The organism is Phenylobacterium immobile (ATCC 35973), from assembly GCF_001375595.1.
Classification (GTDB): Bacteria; Pseudomonadota; Alphaproteobacteria; order Caulobacterales; family Caulobacteraceae; genus Phenylobacterium; species Phenylobacterium immobile.
This window is the reverse complement of the sequence record NZ_CVJQ01000001.1, coordinates 451,207-469,785: the sequence shown is the minus strand read 5'-3', so window position 1 is coordinate 469,785 and position 18,579 is coordinate 451,207. Positions and strand designations below refer to the sequence as shown.

The 18,579-nt window shown below is 69.0% G+C and carries 20 protein-coding genes; 11 read left to right on the top strand and 9 right to left on the bottom strand.

Annotated features, from left to right (window positions below; genetic code table 11):
* Nucleotides 1–62: 62 nt before the first annotated feature.
* Together grpE and hrcA are read right to left on the bottom strand one after the other, a co-directional pair.
* Entirely contained in the window at nucleotides 63–611 is a 549-nt protein-coding gene (gene grpE, locus BN1313_RS02300) for a nucleotide exchange factor GrpE (RefSeq protein WP_091736021.1), read from the bottom strand.
* A 15-nt stretch (nucleotides 612–626) separates the two neighbouring features.
* Entirely contained in the window at nucleotides 627–1,691 is a 1,065-nt protein-coding gene (gene hrcA, locus BN1313_RS02295) for a heat-inducible transcriptional repressor HrcA (RefSeq protein ID WP_091736018.1), read from the bottom strand.
* Nucleotides 1,692–1,754: 63 nt separating this feature from the next.
* Between hrcA and rph the strand changes: the two genes are divergently transcribed.
* Entirely contained in the window at nucleotides 1,755–2,471 is a 717-nt protein-coding gene (gene rph / locus BN1313_RS02290; RefSeq protein WP_091736015.1) for a ribonuclease PH, read from the top strand.
* Here rph and BN1313_RS02285 read toward each other — a convergent pair.
* Together BN1313_RS02285 and BN1313_RS02280 are read right to left on the bottom strand one after the other, a co-directional pair.
* Nucleotides 2,468–2,698 (bottom strand): helix-turn-helix domain-containing protein, encoded by a 231-nt coding sequence (locus BN1313_RS02285; protein ID WP_091736012.1) that lies wholly within the window; start codon nucleotides 2,696–2,698, stop codon nucleotides 2,468–2,470. The two genes, rph and BN1313_RS02285, sit on opposite strands and share 4 nt — an antisense overlap.
* A 6-nt stretch (nucleotides 2,699–2,704) precedes the next feature.
* Nucleotides 2,705–3,232 carry a DUF2975 domain-containing protein gene (locus BN1313_RS02280; protein WP_091736009.1) on the bottom strand — a complete coding sequence of 176 codons (528 nt, stop codon included), beginning with the start codon at nucleotides 3,230–3,232 and terminating at the stop codon, nucleotides 2,705–2,707.
* A 101-nt stretch (nucleotides 3,233–3,333) separates the two neighbouring features.
* Here BN1313_RS02280 and rdgB point away from each other — a divergent pair, with 101 nt between their 5' ends.
* The 8 genes from rdgB to BN1313_RS02240 all read left to right on the top strand — a co-directional run bounded on the left by rdgB (nucleotide 3,334) and on the right by BN1313_RS02240 (nucleotide 11,689).
* Nucleotides 3,334–3,933: an RdgB/HAM1 family non-canonical purine NTP pyrophosphatase gene (gene rdgB / locus BN1313_RS02275; protein ID WP_091736007.1), complete on the top strand. Its 600-nt coding sequence runs from the start codon at nucleotides 3,334–3,336 to the stop codon at nucleotides 3,931–3,933.
* Complete coding sequence (gene hemW / locus BN1313_RS02270; RefSeq protein WP_091736004.1) at nucleotides 3,930–5,084, top strand: radical SAM family heme chaperone HemW; 1,155 nt, start codon at nucleotides 3,930–3,932, stop codon at nucleotides 5,082–5,084. Before rdgB ends, hemW begins: the two co-directional genes overlap by 4 nt.
* 41 nt (nucleotides 5,085–5,125) lie before the next feature.
* Nucleotides 5,126–5,992 carry a 16S rRNA (cytidine(1402)-2'-O)-methyltransferase gene (gene rsmI, locus BN1313_RS02265; protein WP_091736001.1) on the top strand — a complete coding sequence of 289 codons (867 nt, stop codon included), beginning with the start codon at nucleotides 5,126–5,128 and terminating at the stop codon, nucleotides 5,990–5,992.
* Nucleotides 5,989–6,363, top strand: a complete 375-nt coding sequence (locus BN1313_RS02260; RefSeq protein ID WP_091735999.1) for a YraN family protein — start codon at nucleotides 5,989–5,991, stop codon at nucleotides 6,361–6,363. The genes rsmI and BN1313_RS02260 overlap by 4 nt, the downstream gene beginning before the upstream one ends.
* A 33-nt stretch (nucleotides 6,364–6,396) precedes the next feature.
* Nucleotides 6,397–7,212: a transglutaminase family protein gene (locus tag BN1313_RS02255; RefSeq protein WP_091735995.1), complete on the top strand. Its 816-nt coding sequence runs from the start codon at nucleotides 6,397–6,399 to the stop codon at nucleotides 7,210–7,212.
* Between the two features lie 66 nt (nucleotides 7,213–7,278).
* On the top strand, nucleotides 7,279–8,226 hold the full coding sequence (gene gshB, locus BN1313_RS02250; protein WP_091735992.1) for a glutathione synthase: 948 nt from the start codon (nucleotides 7,279–7,281) through the stop codon (nucleotides 8,224–8,226).
* Nucleotides 8,227–8,372: 146 nt separating this feature from the next.
* Nucleotides 8,373–9,899 carry a YifB family Mg chelatase-like AAA ATPase gene (locus BN1313_RS02245; protein WP_091735988.1) on the top strand — a complete coding sequence of 509 codons (1,527 nt, stop codon included), beginning with the start codon at nucleotides 8,373–8,375 and terminating at the stop codon, nucleotides 9,897–9,899.
* A gap of 71 nt (nucleotides 9,900–9,970) precedes the next feature.
* Entirely contained in the window at nucleotides 9,971–11,689 is a 1,719-nt protein-coding gene (locus tag BN1313_RS02240; RefSeq protein WP_091735985.1) for an AmpG family muropeptide MFS transporter, read from the top strand.
* Here the strand turns inward: BN1313_RS02240 and BN1313_RS02235 are convergent.
* Genes BN1313_RS02235 through rlmN form a run of 3 tightly spaced genes read right to left on the bottom strand, consistent with a single transcriptional unit; the run spans nucleotide 11,662 to nucleotide 14,124 of the window.
* On the bottom strand, nucleotides 11,662–12,489 hold the full coding sequence (locus tag BN1313_RS02235; protein WP_091735982.1) for a S1 family peptidase: 828 nt from the start codon (nucleotides 12,487–12,489) through the stop codon (nucleotides 11,662–11,664). The genes BN1313_RS02240 and BN1313_RS02235 overlap by 28 nt on opposite strands.
* 4 nt (nucleotides 12,490–12,493) lie before the next feature.
* Complete coding sequence (locus BN1313_RS02230) at nucleotides 12,494–12,916, bottom strand: DUF350 domain-containing protein (protein WP_091735980.1); 423 nt, start codon at nucleotides 12,914–12,916, stop codon at nucleotides 12,494–12,496.
* Nucleotides 12,917–12,918: 2 nt separating this feature from the next.
* The gene (rlmN, locus tag BN1313_RS02225; RefSeq protein WP_091742152.1) at nucleotides 12,919–14,124 is read right to left on the bottom strand and encodes a dual-specificity RNA methyltransferase RlmN; all 1,206 of its coding nucleotides are present in this window, start codon (nucleotides 14,122–14,124) and stop codon (nucleotides 12,919–12,921) included.
* Nucleotides 14,125–14,209: 85 nt separating this feature from the next.
* Here rlmN and BN1313_RS02220 point away from each other — a divergent pair, with 85 nt between their 5' ends.
* On the top strand, nucleotides 14,210–15,181 hold the full coding sequence (locus tag BN1313_RS02220) for an NADPH:quinone oxidoreductase family protein (protein ID WP_091735978.1): 972 nt from the start codon (nucleotides 14,210–14,212) through the stop codon (nucleotides 15,179–15,181).
* Nucleotides 15,182–15,208: 27 nt separating this feature from the next.
* Here the strand turns inward: BN1313_RS02220 and BN1313_RS02215 are convergent, their stop codons facing one another.
* Complete coding sequence (locus BN1313_RS02215) at nucleotides 15,209–15,580, bottom strand: YkvA family protein (protein WP_245620062.1); 372 nt, start codon at nucleotides 15,578–15,580, stop codon at nucleotides 15,209–15,211.
* Nucleotides 15,577–17,076, bottom strand: a complete 1,500-nt coding sequence (locus BN1313_RS02210; protein ID WP_091735975.1) for a helicase HerA-like domain-containing protein — start codon at nucleotides 17,074–17,076, stop codon at nucleotides 15,577–15,579. The genes BN1313_RS02215 and BN1313_RS02210 overlap by 4 nt, the downstream gene beginning before the upstream one ends.
* Nucleotides 17,077–17,221: 145 nt before the next feature.
* Here BN1313_RS02210 and BN1313_RS02205 point away from each other — a divergent pair, with 145 nt between their 5' ends.
* On the top strand, nucleotides 17,222–18,400 hold the full coding sequence (locus tag BN1313_RS02205; RefSeq protein WP_091735972.1) for an AI-2E family transporter: 1,179 nt from the start codon (nucleotides 17,222–17,224) through the stop codon (nucleotides 18,398–18,400).
* Nucleotides 18,401–18,579: the final 179 nt, after the last annotated feature.

The following is an 18,579-nucleotide window of genomic DNA, read 5'->3' as shown; positions in this document are numbered from 1 at the left end:
TTAACCAAAAAACCCGGGCTTGCTAGAGCGCGTCGCGTATCCCGCCACGCTTCTGTGGACGATCAGTGGGCGGTCGGCTCAGCCGGGGCCTTGGCGGCGACAACGACCATGGCCGGGCGGACCAAACGACCCAGCAGTTCGTAGCCTGCCTGCAAGGTGGCTATGACCGAACCGGGAGCCACGTCGTCGGCCGGCTGCTCCATCATCGCCTGGTGCTGGTGGGGGTCGAACTTCTCGCCCTTGCCCGGCGAGAGGCGCTTCAGGCCGTTCTTGTCGAAGGCCGACAACAGCTCCTTTTCGGTCATCTCGACGCCGACGATGAAGTTCTTCACGGCGGGGTCTTCGACGGTCGGCGGCATGGCCATGGCGCGAGACAGATTGTCCGCGACGCCCAGCAGGTCGCGCGCGAACTTCTGGATCGCATAGGCGCGGGCGTCATTGGCCTCACGCTCGGTGCGCCGCTTGGTGTTCTCGGCGTCGGCGGCGACGCGGAGGATCTGCTCCTTCAGCGCGGCGACTTCCGCGCGGAGCGCCAGCACCTCGTCGGCCGTGGCCTCCAGGCCGTCTTCGATTTCGGCGATTTCTTCGGCAGGGGTGTGTTCTTCACTCATCGCTAACCTGAATTCTCACTCCAAGACCTGGCTCAGCACGCGGGCGGTGTAGTCCACCAACGGGATGACCCGGGCGTAGTTCAACCGCGCAGGCCCGATCACGCCGATGGCGCCGAGCACGCGCTGGCCGCCCGTCATATAGGGTGCGGCGATCACAGCGGAACCCGAAAGCGAAAAGAGACGGGTTTCCGCGCCAATGAAGATGCGCACGCCCTCGCCGTCACGCACCCCGTCGAGCAATTGGATCAGTTGGCCCTTCTGCTCCAGGTCGTCGAACAACAGGCGCACGCGCTCCAGATCCTGAGCCGCCTCGGCGTCGTCCAGCAGGTTCGCCCGGCCACGAACAATCAGGGCGCGCTCATCGGCCTCACCGCCGCCCCAGGCGGCCATGCCGTCCTCGACCAGCCGCGCGGCGGTCTCGTCCAGTTCGCGCCGCGCCCGCTTCAGTTCGGCGTCGAGATCGACCCGTGCTTCATTGAGGGTGCGGCCGCGCAGGCGGCTGTTGAGGAAGTTAGAGGCTTCCTGCAGGTCAGCCGGCGTGACTCCGGCGGCGAAGCGCACCAGGCGGTTCTCCACCGACCCATCGGCGAAGACCATGACCGCCAGCATGCGGTCGCCGCCCAGGGCTACGAACTCCACGTGCTTAACGCCGGCCTCTCGGACCGGGGTCACCACCACGCCCGCGCCGCCGGCGAGGCCGGACAGGATCGCGGTGGCCTCATTCATGGCGTCCTCGTAGTTGCGGCCGTGGGCCTGCAGCCGCGCGTCAATGGCGCGGCGGTCCTCGGCGGCGATGTCGCCCACCTCGAGCAGGCCGTCGACGAACAGGCGCAGACCCGCATGTGTCGGAAGTCGGCCGGCGCTGACGTGCGGCGCGCCGAGCAGGCCCAGCTGAGTCAGATCCTGCATGGTGTTGCGGATCGAAGCCGGCGACAGGTGCAGGCCGCTCCGCGCCAGGGTGCGTGAGCCGACGGGCTCGCCCGTCTCCAGATAGCCCTCGACGATACGGCGGAAGATGTCCCGCGCACGGCTGTCGAGCTCGCCCAGGGAAGGGCCGGTGGAGAACAGGGGTGTCGTCACGTCGCTTCTAGGATAAGCCGCAGCCTCGCCGGTTCAAGCGCCGGCCGTGTTGGAGAGCTTGAAATGCGTCCCTCAGACCGTTCCCCTGACATTCTGCGCGCCGTCACCATCGAGACGGGCGTCAATCGCTACGCCGAAGGCTCGTGCCTGGTCAGCTTCGGCCACACCAAGGTTCTGGTGACCGCCAGCCTGGAGGACGGCGTGCCGCCCTTCCTGCGTGGCAAGGGTCAAGGCTGGGTCACCGCCGAGTACGGCATGCTGCCCCGGGCCACCCACACCCGCGGCCGGCGCGAGGCCGCCGCCGGGAAGCAATCGGGCCGCACCCAGGAGATCCAGCGGCTGATCGGCCGCTCCATGCGCGCGGTGATCGACCTGAAGGCGTTGGGCGAACGCCAAATCTCCATCGACTGCGACGTGGTTCAAGCCGACGGCGGCACGCGCACCGCAGCGATCACCGGCGCCTGGGTGGCGCTGAGGCTGGCGACCCGCAAATTGGTCGACGCTGGCTCCGTCGCCAGTGATCCGGTGATTGACCAGGTGGCGGCGGTCAGCTGCGGCATCTTCAAGGGCACGCCCGTGCTCGATCTCGACTACGACGAGGATTCAAACGCCGAGGCCGACTCCAATTTCGTCCTGACCGGGACCGGCGACATCGTTGAGATCCAGGCGACCGGCGAAAAGCGGGGCTTCAGCCAAGCCGAATTCGAGGCGCTGTTCTCCCTGGCCCGCAAAGGCATCGGCGAACTCTGCGAACTGCAGCGCGCCGCGGTGGCGGCCTAACCCTCCTCGAACGGCTCCTCCGGCCCCGGCTCGTAGGCAAGCAGATCACCGGGCTGGCAGTCGAGCTCACGGCAGAGAGAGGACAGGGTCGCAAAGCGCAGGGCGCGGGCCTGACCGGTCTTGAGGATTGCCAGGTTGGCGCTGGTCACGCCGACGCGGTCGGCCAGCTCGGCCAGCGACATGCGCCGTTCCAGGAGCACGCGATCGAGGTGGATGCGGACAGGCATGGTTCCTCAGATCGTCAGTTCGGCTTCACGGCGGAGGCGGGCGCCTTCGCGGAAGACCTCGGCCAGGACGAAAACCACAAGCACGGAGAACCAGGCGGTCAGGCTGAAGTTCGGTTCCACGGCGCGCACGCCGGGCAACCAGGCGCCCACCATCCAAAACGCGTAACGGCCAATCTCCAACCCCGCCAGGATAAGACCGATCAGGCGCAGGCGCGCGACGTTGTCCGGATGGAAGGGATCACCCGCCGTGAGCGTGGCGAAGATGCGCCGAAGCGTGCCGACAATCACCAGGACGCCGGCCATGTAGACACCGGCTGCGGCCAGGCCCGCCGCCCAGACCGGCCCTCGCCGGACCATCTCGCCGGCCTCGGCGCTGACCATCACGTCCGGCATCAGGTCCGGGTTGAAGCTCAGCAGCACGGCGGCGGCGGTGATGCCCAGAACCACGACCACACCGACCCACAGGCCGATATAGACGACGTCCAGGATCACCTTCAGGAAACTGGACACCGAACCTGGACCGAGCGCGCGCATCCGCCTCCCTCTTCTGTGCCTGATCATCCCTCTGCAGGGCTGCATCTCAAGTGAATATCAGGCAATGGACGGCGTTGGGCGCGCACAGGAGTTGAATTCGCATGGTCTTGAAGCTCGAGAGCGGCGCGCGCCTGGTGGTGGCGACGCATAATCCTGGCAAGGCGCGTGAGCTCGCCGAGATCCTCGACGGCCGTTTCCAGCTGGTCACCGCCGGCGAACTGAAGCTGGTCGAGCCCGAGGAAACCGAGACGACCTTCGTCGGCAACGCCCTCCTAAAGGCCCGAGCAGCGGCGGCGTCCTCCGGCCTGATCGCCATCGCCGATGACTCCGGCCTTTCGGTCACCGCCCTTGGCGGCGATCCCGGGGTCTATTCCGCCCGCTGGGCCGGCGCCGACAAGGATTTCGCGCGCGCCATGCAACGGGTCGCCAACCGGCTGGGCGAAGAGGACGCGCTCGATTTCTCCGCCTGGTTCACCTGCGCCCTGGCCGTCGCCTGGCCGGACGGCCCGGCGGTGGTGGTCGAGGGCCGCGTCGATGGCACACTGGCCTTTCCGCCGCGTGGAACCCGCGGCTTCGGCTATGATCCGATCTTCCAGCCCTATGGCCACGCCGAGACCTTTGGCGAGATGGACCCCGTCCAGAAAGACGCCATCAGCCACCGCGCCCGGGCCTTCGCCAAACTCAAGGCCGCGCTCTTGTGAGCGCCGCCGAGCTGGGGATCTACGTCCACTGGCCTTATTGCGCGCGCATCTGTCCCTACTGCGATTTCAACGTGGTGCGCGATCGCCGCCAGCCTGAACAGGCGAGCCTCGCGGCTGCGATCCTCACCGACCTCGCCAGCCAGCGCGCCCTGACCGGCGAACGCAGCCTCGTCTCGATCTTCCTCGGCGGCGGAACGCCTTCCCTCATGGATCCTGCCTGGGCGGCGCAGATCATCGAGACAGCGCGCGCCCTGTGGACACCGACCGACGACCTGGAAATCACCCTTGAGGCCAATCCCACGGACGCAGAGACCGCCCGGTTCGCCGCCTTCGCGGCCGCGGGCGTGAACCGCCTGTCCCTGGGGCTCCAGGCGTTGGACGATCAGGCCCTCAGGTTTCTCGGCCGCGATCACGACGCCGGCCAGGGCTTGAGAGCGGTGAAGGCGGCGCGGGTGTTTCCGCGGTTGTCGCTCGACGCGATCTACGCCCTGCCCCATCAGACGCCACACGCCTGGACCGAGGCGCTGCGGCGGATCGTCGATCTCGGCCCCGAGCACATTTCACCCTACCAGCTGACGATCGAACCCGGGACCGCCTTTGGGCGCGCCGTCGCCCGCGGGGCCTGGAGCACGCCAGACGAGGCGATGGGCGAGGCGCTCTATGCCGCGACCCAGGACACCCTCGAGGCCGAGGGATTCGAAGCTTACGAGGTTTCCAACCACGCCCGCGGCGAGGCCGCGCGGTCGCGGCACAACCTCGTCTACTGGCGCGGCGTCGATTACGTCGGCGTCGGCCCCGGCGCCCATGGCCGCATCCGCCAGGCCGACACCCGGCGGGCGACGGAGGCCGAGCGGAAACCTGGCGACTACATCGCCCGCGTGGGTGAGACAGGACTGGGCTTCGCCAGCGTCGAAGCCCTGGACCCCGCCCAGATCGCCGAGGAGCGTCTGCTCAGCGGGCTGAGGATCAAGGACGGCGTGGCCTTCGCCGAGCTTTCGGCGCTGGGGCTGACCCCAGCGGCGGTTTTGCCCTTCATTGAGCTGGGCCTCGTGGCCGAAGATCCAGAACGCCTGCGCGCCACGCCAGCCGGGCGGCTGGTCCTCGACCGACTGACCTTCGAACTGGCCCAGGCCGGAACTCCTCCCCGTTAAGCGGGCTTGCGTTGCGTGGCCACAGGCGCGAAGCCTCGGCGATGGCCCGCGACCTTCCCACGCCCGTGTTCGACGACGCCCCGCTGGCGGCGGGCCTCTATGTCGTGGCGACTCCGATCGGTAATCTGCGCGACATCACCCTGCGAGCCCTGGACGTGCTCAATGCGGCCGATCTGGTGCTGGCCGAGGACACGCGGGTGACGGGCAAGCTGCTCGCCGCCTACGGAATCTCCGCCAAGATGATGCGGCACGACGATCACGTCGCGGAAGAGGCCCGACCACGGATCATGGCGGCGCTCGCGATGGGCCAACGGGTGGCGCTGGTCTCGGACGCTGGCACGCCGCTGGTCTCCGACCCTGGCTACAGGCTGGTGCGCGAGGCCGCGCAGGCGGGATTACCCGTCTTCGCCATTCCCGGCGCTTCGGCGTTGCTGGCGGGACTCGCATCGGCCGGCCTGCCCAGCGACCGCTTCTTGTTCGCCGGCTTCCCGCCGCCCAAGTCCGCGGCCCGGCGGAGCTTCCTCGAAGGCCTGCTGAGCGTGCGCGCGACGCTGATCTTCTATGAGGGCGGCTCGCGCCTGGCGGCGAGCCTTGCCGACATGGCTGCAGTGCTTGGCGACCGCGAGGCGGTGGTCGGCCGCGAGCTGACCAAGATGTACGAGACACTCTATCGCGGCAGGCTGGGCGATCTGGCTGCCGACCCGCGTCTGGATGCGCCGAAGGGTGAGATCGTCATCCTGGTTGGCCCTGGGGAAGAACTCGCGGCTGCGCCGGAGGACGCCGACGCCGCGCTGGCCGCCGCGCTGATCCGGCTGAAACCCGCCGACGCCGCCGCCGAGGTGGCGAAGGCGTTGGGTCTGAACCGCCGCGACCTCTATCGCCGCGCTTTGGAGTTACAGGGGCGGTGAACCAGGTCCGCGCCCGCCGCGGACTGGAAGCGCGCCGACGCGGGCGCGCTGGGGAATGGCGCGCAGCGCTTTGGCTGATGGCCAAGGGCTATCGCATCCTGGGATTTCGCCTGAAGGCGGCGCAGGCCGAGATCGACCTTCTGGCGATCCGTGGGCGGACACTCTGCATTGTTGAGGTCAAGCACCGCGCCGACATCGCTCAGGCGCTGGAGGCCGTCAGCGCTGACCAACGTGATCGCTTGAGGCGCGCCGGCCTCGCCGTGGCGCAGGGTCGGCCGTCCCTACGCACGGCGGTCGTGCGGCTGGACCTGATCGCACTCGCACCCGGTCGGCTTCCCATGCATATTCCCGACGCATGGAAGGGCGCCTGAGCGCCGGCGATTCGAAGAATTCCGTTGAAGCGTATGGACCGCAAAGAGGCCGAGACGGCGCTCAGCGAGGCCGGCGAGGCCCAGGACGGCGACTTCCCCCTGCTGGAAGCGGCGATCGCCTGCGCCATCCACGAAGACCCCCGCCGCGATCCGCAGACGGCCCGCGACCTGGCCGGCGTCGGTGTCGAACGCCTGAGACTGCGACTACAGTCGGAGGGACCGGAAGAGGCCCTGGCCGAGGCCATGGCCGGCGATCTGCGCCTGAACGGCGATCTTCTGTCGAGCGATTCCCCCGCCAATTCCGACATCCTGTCGGCCAGCGAACGGCGCAAAGGCTTGGCCGTGACCCTGGGCGTCTTCTACCTGCACGCCGCCCGGGCCTGCGGACTGAAGGTGCAGGGCGTCGATTTTCCCGGGCACTTCCTGCTGCGCATCGAGACCGACGAGGGACCGCTGGCGCTGGACCCCTTCAGCGAAGGCCGCGTCGTCCTTCCGTCCGAACTGACGCGGCGCGCCCTGCACGCCGGGCTGACGCCCAACGTCGCAGATCGTCTGGATCGACTGATGGAGCCCGTCAGCGACCGGGCTGTGCTGCTACGCTTGCAGAACACCGTCTACGCCCAGGCGACCTTGATCGGCGACTACGCCTGCGCCGAACGCGCCGCCCTGCGCCGGGCCTTGATCGACCCCGCCGACCACCGGCCCTGGCTGGACGTCGCCGCCGCGCGTGAGGGCCAGGGCGCCCTGGCCGGCGCGCTTGAGGCCCTGGCTCGCGCCACGGTGCTGGACGGCGGGGCGGCAGTGACCGCGCGCGCCCAGCGCGAACGCGTGCGGTTGCGCCTGAACTAGCGTCACCGTCTGGCCATCCGGCCGGCTTGCGCCTATTTGCAGACGCACGTTTCGGGGGAGCAGACCATGCCGTTGAACATCGCCGTCCAGATGGACCCGATCGAGCACATCAACATCGAAGGCGACACCACCTTCCTGATGATGGAGACGGCCCAGGCCCGCGGCCATTCGCTCTTCGTCTACACCACCGATACTTTGGCCATGGAGGATAGTCGGGTCTCGGCCCGGGGGCGCCAGGTGAACGTGCAGCGCCGCAAGGGCGACCACGTCACCCTCGGCGAGTTCACCCGCGTCGACCTGTCCACCTTCGACGTGATCCTGCTGCGGCAGGACCCGCCCTTTGACATGAACTACATCGACTCGACCTTCTTCCTCGAGACGGTGCACCCCAAGACGCTTGTCGTGAACAACCCCGTCGAGGTTCGCAACGCGCCCGAAAAACTGTTCGTCACCAAGTTCCCCGGCGTCCAGCCGCCGACCCTCATCACCGCTGATCGCGCCGCGATCGCCGACTTCCGCCAGCGTCACGGCGACGTTGTGCTGAAGCCCCTGAACGGCCGCGGCGGTTCGGGCGTGACGCGCCACCTGAAGGACGATCCGAACCTGGACTCCCTCCTCGAGATCCACGCGTTGCTCTCGAACGAGCCGGTCATCCTGCAGAAGTTTCTGCCCAGCGTGACCAAGGGCGACAAGCGCATCCTGCTGATCGACGGCGAAGCCGTAGGCGCGATCAATCGCGTGCCGTCCAAGGGCCAGATTCGCTCGAACCTGGCCGTCGGCGGCAAGGCCGAGCCGGTCGAGCTGACCGCCCGAGACCTGGAAATCTGCGGCATCATCGGCCCCGAGCTGAAGGCCCGCGGCCTGATGTTCGTCGGCATCGATGTGATCGGCGACTACATGACGGAGATCAACGTGACCTCGCCGACCGGTGCTGTGGCGCTCAAGGCCTTCACCGGCATCGACGCGACTGAGATCATGTGGAAGCGTATCGAGAACATCCGCGCCGCCGGCTAGCGACTAGACGTAGCTCTGGAAGTTTCTGCGGTAAGTGACGGTATTGTCTCGATTTCCGCTTAAGTTCTCTTTCTGTTCTTGATCTGGTCCCCGCAACATGCTGAGGTTTGTGGATAAGTCAGATCTAGACACAAGGTATTGAGGGCATGGCGGCGCGGGTGACGACGGTCGCGTTCCGGGGCGTGGACGCTGTGCGCGTCGATGTCGAGGTCCAGTTCACCAGCGGCGAGCAGAAGTTCATTCTGGTCGGCCTTGGCGACAAGGCCGTCGCCGAAAGCCGCGAGCGCGTCCGCGCCGCCTTCGCCGGTCTGGGGCTGGCGCTTCCCGGCAAGCGGATCATCGCCAGCCTGGCGCCCGCCGATCTGCCTAAGGAAGGCAGCCACTACGACCTGCCCATCGCGCTCGCTGTCATGGCCGCCATGGGGGTGATCCCGCCGGACACGCTCACCGAATGGGCGGCGGTAGGGGAGCTGTCGCTGGACGGCCGGATCGCGCCGGTGTCCGGCGTTCTGCCGGCGGCGATCGCCGCTTCCGGTATGGACTTGGGCCTGATCTGCCCTGCGGCCTGCGGGCCGGAAGCGGCCTGGGCCGGCGACCTGAAGATCCTGGCCGCGCCCTCCCTCGTGGCCGTGGTCAACCACCTCCGCGGGACCCAACTCCTGGCCCAGCCGTCGCGTGGCGAGCTGGCGGAGGGACCGGCCGTCCCGGACCTACGCGAGGTGAAAGGCCAGGAGCAGGCCAAACGCGCCCTGGAGATCGCCGCAGCCGGCGGCCACAACCTGCTCTTCTGCGGCCCGCCCGGGTCTGGCAAGTCGATGATGGCCCAGCGCCTGCCGGGCATTCTGCCGCCGCTTTCGGCTCAGGAGTTGCTCGAGACATCCATGGTTCACTCCATGGCCGGCCTGATCTCTCGCGGCGAGATCACCCGCGCCCGGCCGTTCCGCAGCCCGCACCATTCGGCCAGCATGGCGGCCCTCACCGGCGGCGGGCCGAAGGCCAAGCCCGGCGAGGTCAGCCTGGCGCACAACGGCGTTCTCTTCCTCGATGAGCTGCCGGAGTTCTCCGCCCAGGCGCTCGACAGCCTGCGCCAGCCGTTGGAGACCGGCGAGGTGATGGTGGCCCGCGCCGCCGCTCACGTACGATATCCGGCGCGCATCCAGCTGGTGGCGGCGATGAACCCCTGCCGCTGCGGGTCCGGTGGTCCCGGCCGCGGCGCCTGCGGACGCGCCCCGCGCTGCCAGACCGACTACCAGAACCGCATCTCCGGCCCCCTGATGGACCGCATCGACCTGCAGGTGGACGTGCCGCCCGTGACCGCCGCCGACATGGCCCTGCCGCCGCCCGCTGAAGGCTCAGCCGAGGTCGCGGCCCGCGTCTCCGCCGCGCGCGACGTGCAATTGGAACGCTCCGGCGTGCTCAACGCCGTGCTCGGCGGCGAGGGCCTGGAGAAGGCCGCGGGCCTCGACGATCCCGCCCGCGCCCTCCTCGCCAAGGCCGCCGGCGGTGGAACCATGACCGCCCGCGGATGGACCCGCGCGGTGCGCCTGGCCCGCACCATCGCCGACCTGGAAGGCTCCGACGTGGTCCGGCGGACGCACCTGGCCGAAGCGCTGATTTACCGGCGGGCCCTGGGGTCGATGGGGCAGGCGCTCGGCGCCGGTGCGACGGCGTAGGAAGCCCTCGACCCGACGATGGACGGCCCGGTCAAGGCAAGGCAAGGTCTGCTGTTTACGGCGGGGGACCCATGACGGCCGAGCAGGACGTTACGGATAGGCGCAGCATTGGGCGGGCGCTGGCGATCTTTCTACAGCGCCGGTCCCTGGCGATGCTGGGCTTGGGCTTCGCATCCGGCCTGCCCTACATGCTGATCTTCGACACCCTGTCGGTTTGGCTGCGCGATGCGGGCCTGTCGCTGGCGGTCATCGGCTTCTTCAGCCTGGCCACCCTGTCTTTCTCGTTCAAGTTCCTCTGGGCGCCGCTGGTCGACCGGCTGCGGCTGCCGCTTCTGGGGCGCATGCTGGGGCAGCGTCGGTCTTGGATGCTGGTCTGCCAGCTGGTGACCATGGTCGGGCTGTGGCTGGTCTCCGGCCTCAATCCAGCGGCGAACCTCGGGCTGATGGCGGCCCTGGCCGTGCTGGTCGGCTTCTCGACCGCCACCCACGACATCGCCATCGACGCCTGGCGCATCGAGATCGGCGGGACAGAGGGCCAGGGGCCGCTGGCCGCCGCCGTGCAGTGGGGCTACCGGGTCGCCATGGTGGTGGCCGGCGCCGCGCCCCTCCTGCTGGCTGACAGCCTGGGGTGGAATGCGTCCTACGCCATCATGGCCGCGGTGATGATCGTCGGTGTGATCGCCACGCTCGCCGCGCCGCGCGAAACCGAGGCGAGCCTGCGCCCGGTTCCCGGCGCCGAGACGGCGCAGCCTGCGGCCCTGCAGACCCTGGAGTGGGCCGCGCGGTTCGCCCTGCTGCTGCTGGGCGCGCTGTTGCTGGGCTCGGGCCTTTCGGGCGATGCGAGCCTGATGTCGAAGGTCGCCGGCGGCGAAGCCCTGGCCGAGGCCTGGAGCGACAAGCAGACCGGGGTCTGGCTGCAGCTGATCGGCGTGGCCGCCGGCCTGGCGGTGGTGGCCCTGGCCGCTTGGCCGATCCCGCGCCTGCGGACGAAGCCGGGCGCCTATCTGGCCGAAGCCCTTGGCGCGCCGCTAGCGGAGTTCCTGCGCCGCCATCGTGGCGTCGCCGGCCTGATCCTGGCGACCATCTGCCTCTACCGCGTGGCCGACTTCGTGCTGAACATCATGAACCCCTTTTATCGGGACCTGGGCTTCTCGCTCACCGAGATCGCCGAGGTGCGCAAGGTGTTCGGGGTGATCGCCTCGATGCTCGGCGTCGCCTTGGGCGGGTTCCTGGTGGCCAGGCTCGGCCTGATGCGGACCCTGGTGGTCGGCGCCTTCGCCGGCCCCTTGAGCAACCTGGTGTTCATCGGGCTCGCAGCCCAGGGCCACTCCATCCCGGCCCTGTTCGCCGCGATCGGCCTCGACAACCTGGCGGGCGGCGTCGCGGGCACCGCACTCATCGTCTACATGTCGAGCCTCACCTCGGCAGGGTTCACCGCAACCCAGTACGCCATGTTCACCTCGCTCTACGCCCTGCCTGGCAAGCTGATCGCCTCGCAGTCGGGCCGCCTCGTGGAATGGGCGGCTCACGCCGCGGACGCCGGCGGCCCGTTCGCCGGGCTGAAGGCCCTGTTCGTCCGCACCACGCCGGAGAGCTATGTCGAGGCGGCCGGCAAACTTGGCGTCACGCCCCATGCCCTGGGCGTCGGCTACGCGGCATTCTTCTTCTACTCCACCGCCATCGGCGTCGCCGCGATCGGCCTCAGCATCGCCGTGGCGGTCAGGACCAGCGCCACCTCCTCCCGTTCACGGGGAAAGGACGCTCAAGTCCGCTCCAGGCACACTACCTGAGCGACGCGTAGGGACCGGCGCAGGTCGTCGGCGATGCGGCCGTAGTTCTCCGGCGTGATCGGTTCGACCGCCACCGCAGTCTGTGGTCGCCGCGCCGTCATGCGTAGAGTGTCGGTCACCATTTCAGGCGCCGTGGTGTAGATGCGGCCGCGCCGCGGCGCCTCGGCGATGGTCACGCCGACGACGCGGCCGGCGGCGTCCAGGGCTGGCGCGCCGGAGAGGCCGGCGAGCGTGCCTTCGAGGCCCTCGGTCCGGCCCGTCTCGGCCCAGACCAGCACCGGCTCGGATCGCGCGCCGCGACCGCGCACCACTAGAGTCTCACGACCCAGCAGGCGCGAGGTCGCCTCGCCTGGCTCGGCCTGGGGGAAGCCGGGGTGGAAGGCGCGCATGCCGCGCTTCAGGGGCTCGGTCAGCGCCGTCGGCAGGGCGTCGGCGCCGCCGCTGGTGACCAGCAGGGCCGCCTCGCTGCGCGAATCGATTTCAACCTTGGCGGCGATGCCGCGGCCCGGCGCCACGATGACGGCGGCACGGGCGCAGCCGTCGACCACGTGCCGCGCCGTGAGCCACACGCCGCTCTGGTCCACAGAGAAGGCGGTGCCGGACGACGGCCCGGCGCTCTCCGCCGCCTCGACGGTCACCTCGGGGTCAAGCGCCGAGGCCGAGCCCAGGGCCTCCTCCCCTTCGATCTGCGGTGGCGGGGGCGGAGCATCGGCGCGCTCCCGACGACCGAGGGCGGCGAACAACAGGGCGGCCACCACCGCGACATAGACCAGCCAGTCGGGAAGCCGCGGAAAGTGCAAGGGCTTAGCCGGCGACGGCCGCGGCGAGAATCAGGGCGGTGGCGATCTTCACGCCCGCCAAGGCGATGGCGGCGGCGATCTCACCGTCCTGGATGCGTTTGGGCAGGTTGTGCAGCACGAGGTCGGCCAGCCGGAAAATCAGCAGCTGCACCATCACCGTCGAGACGCCCCAGAGCGCAACCTCCGCCAAGGTCGTCGAGGCGTGCATCGAGATCGCCAGGGGAATGGACAGGCCGACAAGCACGGCGGCGAGCGACGTCCCCGCCGCGGCGTTGCCCTGGCGGATCAGGGCGATCTCCTTGTGCGGCGTCAGCAGGATATAGAGACCGGCGCCGGCCAGCAGGATCGCCATGGTCACCGCCACATGCAGCAGGGTGACGGGGAAGCCGGTGGCGAAGGCCTGAAGTTCTGGGGTCTGGGTCGGCATCGCTATTCGGTGTCGTCTTCAGCCGTGTCGACGACCACATAGGCCGGCGCGCCCTGCTCCAGCCTGCGCCGCTCGCTGGCGCGCATCTTCTCGCTCTCGCTCTTCAACTGGCCGCACGCCGCCAGGATGTCGCGTCCGCGTGGTGTCCGGATCGGCGAGGCGTAGCCGGCCCGGTTGAGGATCGCGGCGAAGGCCTCAATCGTCGACCAGCTGGAGCACTCATAGATGCTGCCCGGCCACGGGTTGAACGGGATCAGGTTGATCTTGGCGGGGATGCCCTTGAGCAGCTGGACCAGGGCGCGGGCCTCGGCCGGGCTGTCATTGACGTCCTTCAGCATGACGTATTCGAAGGTCACCCGACGGGTGTTGGCGATACCCGGATAGGCGCGGATGCCGGCCATCAGGGCCGCAATGTCGTACTTCTTGTTCAGGGGCACCAATTCGTCGCGAAGCGCGTCGTTGGTGGCGTGCAGCGAGATCGCCAGCATCGCCTGGGTGCGCTCCCCCAGCGGCTTCAGCTCCGGCACGACGCCCGAGGTCGAGACCGTGATGCGTCGCCGCGAGATCGCGATGCCCTCGCCGTCCGAGATGATGTCGATGGCGTCGGCGACATTGTCGAGATTGTAGAGCGGCTCGCCCATGCCCATGAAGACGATGTTGGAGAGCCGGCGGTCCTCCTTGGGCGAGGGCCATTCCGCGAGGTCGTCGCGGGCCACCTGCACCTGGGCGACGATCTCGGCGGCGGTGAGATTGCGCACCAAAGCCTGGGTGCCCGTATGGCAGAAGGTGCAGTTGAGCGTGCAACCGACCTGGCTGGAGACGCAAAGCGCGCCGGAGCGGCCAACGTCGGGGATGTAGACGGTCTCGACCTCGATGCCCGGAGCCATCCTGATCAGCCACTTGCGGGTGCCGTCCTTGGAGACCTGGCGCTCGACGATCTCCGGGCGGGCCAGGGTGAAGTGCTGGGCGAGCGCGCCTCGCGTCTCCTTGGCCACGTCCGTCATGTTCGCGAAGTCGGTGACGCCATAGTGGTGCATCCACCGCCAGAGCTGGGTCGCCCGCATCTTGGCCTTTTCCGGCCGCACGACGTCCGCCGCGACCAAGGCCTGGGCGAGACCCGCCCGGGTCAGGCCCGTCAGGTTGGCAAGCTTCGGCGCGTGGGCGGTGGCCGCGGGGGCGGCCCGCGTCAGGTCGAGGGAGACGCTCAAACGAAAAATTCCTGGTTGGAGGCCGGCAATATAGGGAAAACCGCGCAGTTCCGCAAAAGCGGCGCAGACGCGGAGACGACGCTCGATGAAAGCCCTGCTGAACAAGGCCGTAGGCCGACCTGAAGACCTGGTGCTGGAGGAGACCGCCGACCTGATCGCCACGCCCGGCCACGTGGTCATCGATGTCGCGGCCTGCGGGGTGAACTTCCCCGACGCCCTGATCCTCGAGGACAAATACCAGGTGAAGCCGGAGCGACCCTTCTCGCCCGGCTGCGAGGTCTCAGGCGTCGTCCGGGCCGTCGGTGAGGGCGTGACCCACGTGGCGGTCGGCGACCGTGTGCTGGCCGGCGGCTCCTACGGCGGCATGGCCGAGCAAGCGATGATGAAGGCGACCCGCACCTTCAAGATCCCCGACGCCATGCCCTTCGACGAGGCGGCGGCCTTCATGATGACCTTCGGCACCAGCTGGTACGCCCTGCACGACCGCGGCCAGCTGAAGGCCGGCGACACGCTTCTGATCCTGGGCGCGGCCGGCGGGGTCGGCGCGGCCGCCATCGCGCTGGGCAAGATCGCCGGCGCCCGGGTGATCGCGGCGGTCTCCACCGAGGAGAAGGCCGCCTTCTGCAAGAGCCTGGGGGCGGACGAGGCGATCGTCTATCCGCGCGCGCCCTTCGACAGCCGCGCGCTCGCCACCCAGTTCAAGGCCGCCGTGGGCGAGGCCGGCGCCGACGTAATCTACGACGCCATCGGCGACGACTACGCCGAACCGGCGCTCCGTTCGATCGCCTGGGGCGGACGCTACCTGGTGGTGGGCTTCGCCGCCGGTCAGATCCCGAAGATCCCGCTCAACCTGCCGCTTCTGAAGAACTGCCAGATCGTCGGCGCCTGGTGGGGCGGCTGGCTCCTGCGCGATCCGCAAGCCTTCGCCGAGAGCGGCCGGGCGCTGTTTGAGCTCTACAGCGACGGCAAGATCCGGCCGCACATCTCCGCACGCTTCCCCCTGGAGCGCGGCGCCGAGGCGATCCGCAAACTGGCCGACCGGCGGGTGCTGGGGTAAGTTATCGTCGAGGTCCGATAAGGCCGCTCAGCCCCGCAGCTTGCCGATCACGGCCTTCGCCGCATCGCGGTGCCTGGCCGTCACATGGCGGCCGATGAGAGCCAGCAGCGCGGCGAAGACCGCGGCGTCGTCGGTGTAGCCGAGCCCGGCGATCAGGTCGGGCACGGCGTCAGCCGGCATCACGAAATAGGCGAGCGCCGCCATGGCCATGGCCTTGGCGCGGAACGGGGTCTCCGCGTCGCGGGCGCAGAACCAGACGGCCAGCGCATCGGAGGCGAAGGGCACGCGGCTGAGGGTCTGGCGCATCTTCGGCCAGAAGCCGCGCGACACCCGCTGCTCGTTGACGCGGACGACCGCCGGGACAAGGGCGCGGGACGGGTCTAGCGGATTATCGGTCACCGGCGCCTCCTCATGCCCCCCAGCACGCCTCGAATGATCTCGCGGCCGATCTGGTTGCCGATGGTGCGCAGCATAGACTTGGCGAAGGCTTCGCCCATGCCCTGGCGGTTGGACGCCCTCGGCGCCGCTCTCGGGGCGGAGCTCGGCGCGCCTCTGGGGGCCGGACGGGGTTCAACGCGCGGCGCCGGACGATCGAGCTCCGGCTCAGGCGCATCTTCACGGCGCGCGCGGGCCTGAAGCATTTCGTAGGCCGACTCCCGATCCTTTGGCGTGTCGTAGAGGCCGCGCACGGGGCTCTGCGCCATCACCTGGGCGCGCTCGACGGGCAGGGCGGGGCCCAGGCGCGAGGCCGGCGGCCGGACCAGGGTGCGGGCGACGACGGTCGGCGCGCCCTTCTCATCCAGCACCGAGACCAGGGCTTCACCGACGCCCAGGCCCTGGATCGCCTCGGCGGTGTCGAAGGCCGGGTTGGGCCGGAAGCTCTGGGCGGCGGCCCTCAACCCGCGTTGGTCGGCAGGTGTGTAGGCGCGCAGCGCGTGCTGGATGCGGTTCCCCAGCTGGCCGAGCACCGTGTCGGGAATGTCAGCCGGGTTTTGGGTGATGAAATAGATGCCCACGCCCTTGGAGCGGATCAGCCGCACCACCTGCTCGACTTTCTGCAGCAGCGCCGGCGGGGCGTCGCGGAACAGTAGGTGGGCTTCGTCGAAGAAGAAGGCCAGACGAGGCTTTTCCGGGTCGCCGACTTCCGGAAGCTCTTCGAACAATTCGCTCATCAGCCACAGCAGGAAGGTAGCGTAGAGCCGCGGACTGGCGACCAGCCGGTCGGCGGCGAGCACATTCACATAGCCGCGGCCCGAGCCGTCGGCGCGCATCAAGTCGGACAGCTGCAGCGCTGGCTCGCCGAACAGGTTGGCGCCGCCCTGGTCCTCCAGGACCAGCAGCTTTCGCTGGATGGTGGCGAGCGTAGCGGGCGACACCTTGCCATAGCGCCCGCTCAGGTCCGTCGCGTGGTCAGCCGCGTAGGCCAGCGCGGCCTGCAGGTCCTTGAGATCCAGCAGCAGCAGGCCCTCGTCGTCGGCGGCGCGAAAGACCACCGACAACACGCCTTCCTGCACCTCGTTGAGCTCGAGCATGCGGGCGATCAGCAAGGGCCCCATCTCGGAGATGGTCGCGCGGATGGGATGCCCCTGCTCGCCGAACAGGTCCCAGAAGACGACCGGGGCGGCGGCGTTATGGAGCTCCAGGTTCATGCCCTGCGCCCGGGCGAGCATCTTCTCACTGGGCGCGCCAACCTGCGAGATGCCGGAGAGATCGCCTTTGACGTCAGCGCAGAACACCGGGACGCCCGCATCCGAGAGTCCCTGGGCGAGGATCTGCAGGGTCACCGTCTTGCCAGTGCCGGTGGCGCCCGCGACCAGGCCGTGGCGATTGGCGCGGTCGAGCCGCAGCGCCTCGGGCTTGTCCGAGAAACCGATCAGAACGCCATCATCGCCCATGCGCACACTCCTTGAAGCGCGCAGGCTAGCTGTCCCGTCGCGTCAGCGCCACAGGCGGCGTGCGTGTGCGGAACGCACGGTCAAGCTAGGCATTGACGAGGCAGAGACGGACTTCGACAGTCGCTTCCCATCTGCAAAGGCCGCCATGCCCGTCACCTCCGCCCCGCTGAAGTCCGACGCGGTGACCCGCACAGCCGTGGTCATTCTGGCGGTGATCGCCGGCGGCGCGGCGCTCCGCTGGCTGGCCGACATCCTGACCCCGCTCGCGCTGGCGGCCTTCCTGGCGGTGATGATCGACGGCTTCGCCCGCGTCCTGCGCCAGCGCTTGCCCTTGCCGCCGCGCGCGGCCCTCCCGCTGGCGGTCATCCTGTCCCTGATCCTCTTCGGCGGCACCGCGGTGTTCATCGCCGACAACGCCGCGGCCTTCGCCAGCCAGGTCTCCGGCTACATGCCGCGGATGAACCAGGTGCTGGCGCGCGTCGCTGGTCTGGTCGGCGTCGACGTCCCGCCGACAGTCAACCAGTTGGTCCACATGCTGGACCCGGCCCGCTCCTTCGGCATGATCGCAAGCTGGCTGCAAAGCTTCACCTCCACCGCCGCCTTCACGCTGGTCTATCTGGGCTTCATCCTGGCCGCACGCGCCGGCTGGAAGCGCAAGATGATCGGCATGTTCCCTGAGAAGGCTCGCCGGCACGAAGCGGTAGAGACCTTCGCGCGCATCCGCGACGGGGTGGAGCGCTATCTCTGGGTGCAGACGGTCACCGGACTGATGATCACCGGGGTCTCCTACCTTGTGATGCTGGCGGTCGGCCTCGACAACGCCGCCTTCTGGGCCTTCCTGATCTTCATCGCCTCCTACATCCCGGTGATCGGCGGCGTGATAGGCGTGGCGGCGCCGCCGCTCTTCGCCCTCCTGCAGTTCCCGACCTACTGGCAGGCCTTCACCCTTCTGGCGGTGCTCTACGGCGTCACCACCGTCGTCGGGAACATCATCTATCCGCGCATGCAAGGCCGCAGCCTGAACATGGACCCGGTGGCCGTGCTGCTGGCCCTGGCCTTCTGGGGCGCCATCTGGGGGGTGACCGGCGCCTTTCTTTCGACGCCTCTCGCCGTCATGGTGATGGTGATCCTGGCGCAGTTCGAAGGAACCCGCTGGATCGCCGTGCTGCTCTCCGCGGACGGCGAGCCGAACCAGCTGAAAAGCCGGGCCGGTCTTACGCCGCCGGGGCACGAACCGCCGGAAAGCGAGACCAAGCCAAAGGCGACGAGCAGAACCCTGCGGCCCCGCCAGACGAACGCAGGCAAGACAACTGCAGAAAAATAAACGCCGAACGGCCGAGTCGTATCGGGAGGGACTTAAACTTGAGCATGGGCTTCCTATCTAAATCTGGTCGGGCGGCATCGCCCGGCCGGCGCGCCCCCGACGCCCCCGATCGGGCGCAGCGAGCACCCCAGGTTCCGGTCGTCCCCCCCGCCGGAACAGCCCGTCGTTGGTCGCTCTCC

Coding starts and splice junctions, on each gene's coding strand:
- BN1313_RS02220 (WP_091735978.1), top strand. CDS start 14,210: ATGAAAGCCCTGCTGAACAAGGCCGTAGGCCGACCTGAAGACCTGGTG.
- grpE (WP_091736021.1), bottom strand. CDS start 611: ATGAGTGAAGAACACACCCCTGCCGAAGAAATCGCCGAAATCGAAGAC.
- BN1313_RS02280 (WP_091736009.1), bottom strand. CDS start 3,232: ATGCGCGCGCTCGGTCCAGGTTCGGTGTCCAGTTTCCTGAAGGTGATC.
- BN1313_RS02285 (WP_091736012.1), bottom strand. CDS start 2,698: ATGCCTGTCCGCATCCACCTCGATCGCGTGCTCCTGGAACGGCGCATG.
- rsmI (WP_091736001.1), top strand. CDS start 5,126: ATGGCCCGCGACCTTCCCACGCCCGTGTTCGACGACGCCCCGCTGGCG.
- BN1313_RS02230 (WP_091735980.1), bottom strand. CDS start 12,916: ATGCCGACCCAGACCCCAGAACTTCAGGCCTTCGCCACCGGCTTCCCC.
- rdgB (WP_091736007.1), top strand. CDS start 3,334: ATGGTCTTGAAGCTCGAGAGCGGCGCGCGCCTGGTGGTGGCGACGCAT.
- BN1313_RS02205 (WP_091735972.1), top strand. CDS start 17,222: ATGCCCGTCACCTCCGCCCCGCTGAAGTCCGACGCGGTGACCCGCACA.
- rph (WP_091736015.1), top strand. CDS start 1,755: ATGCGTCCCTCAGACCGTTCCCCTGACATTCTGCGCGCCGTCACCATC.
- BN1313_RS02255 (WP_091735995.1), top strand. CDS start 6,397: ATGGACCGCAAAGAGGCCGAGACGGCGCTCAGCGAGGCCGGCGAGGCC.
- BN1313_RS02210 (WP_091735975.1), bottom strand. CDS start 17,076: ATGGGCGATGATGGCGTTCTGATCGGTTTCTCGGACAAGCCCGAGGCG.
- gshB (WP_091735992.1), top strand. CDS start 7,279: ATGCCGTTGAACATCGCCGTCCAGATGGACCCGATCGAGCACATCAAC.
- BN1313_RS02240 (WP_091735985.1), top strand. CDS start 9,971: ATGACGGCCGAGCAGGACGTTACGGATAGGCGCAGCATTGGGCGGGCG.
- BN1313_RS02245 (WP_091735988.1), top strand. CDS start 8,373: ATGGCGGCGCGGGTGACGACGGTCGCGTTCCGGGGCGTGGACGCTGTG.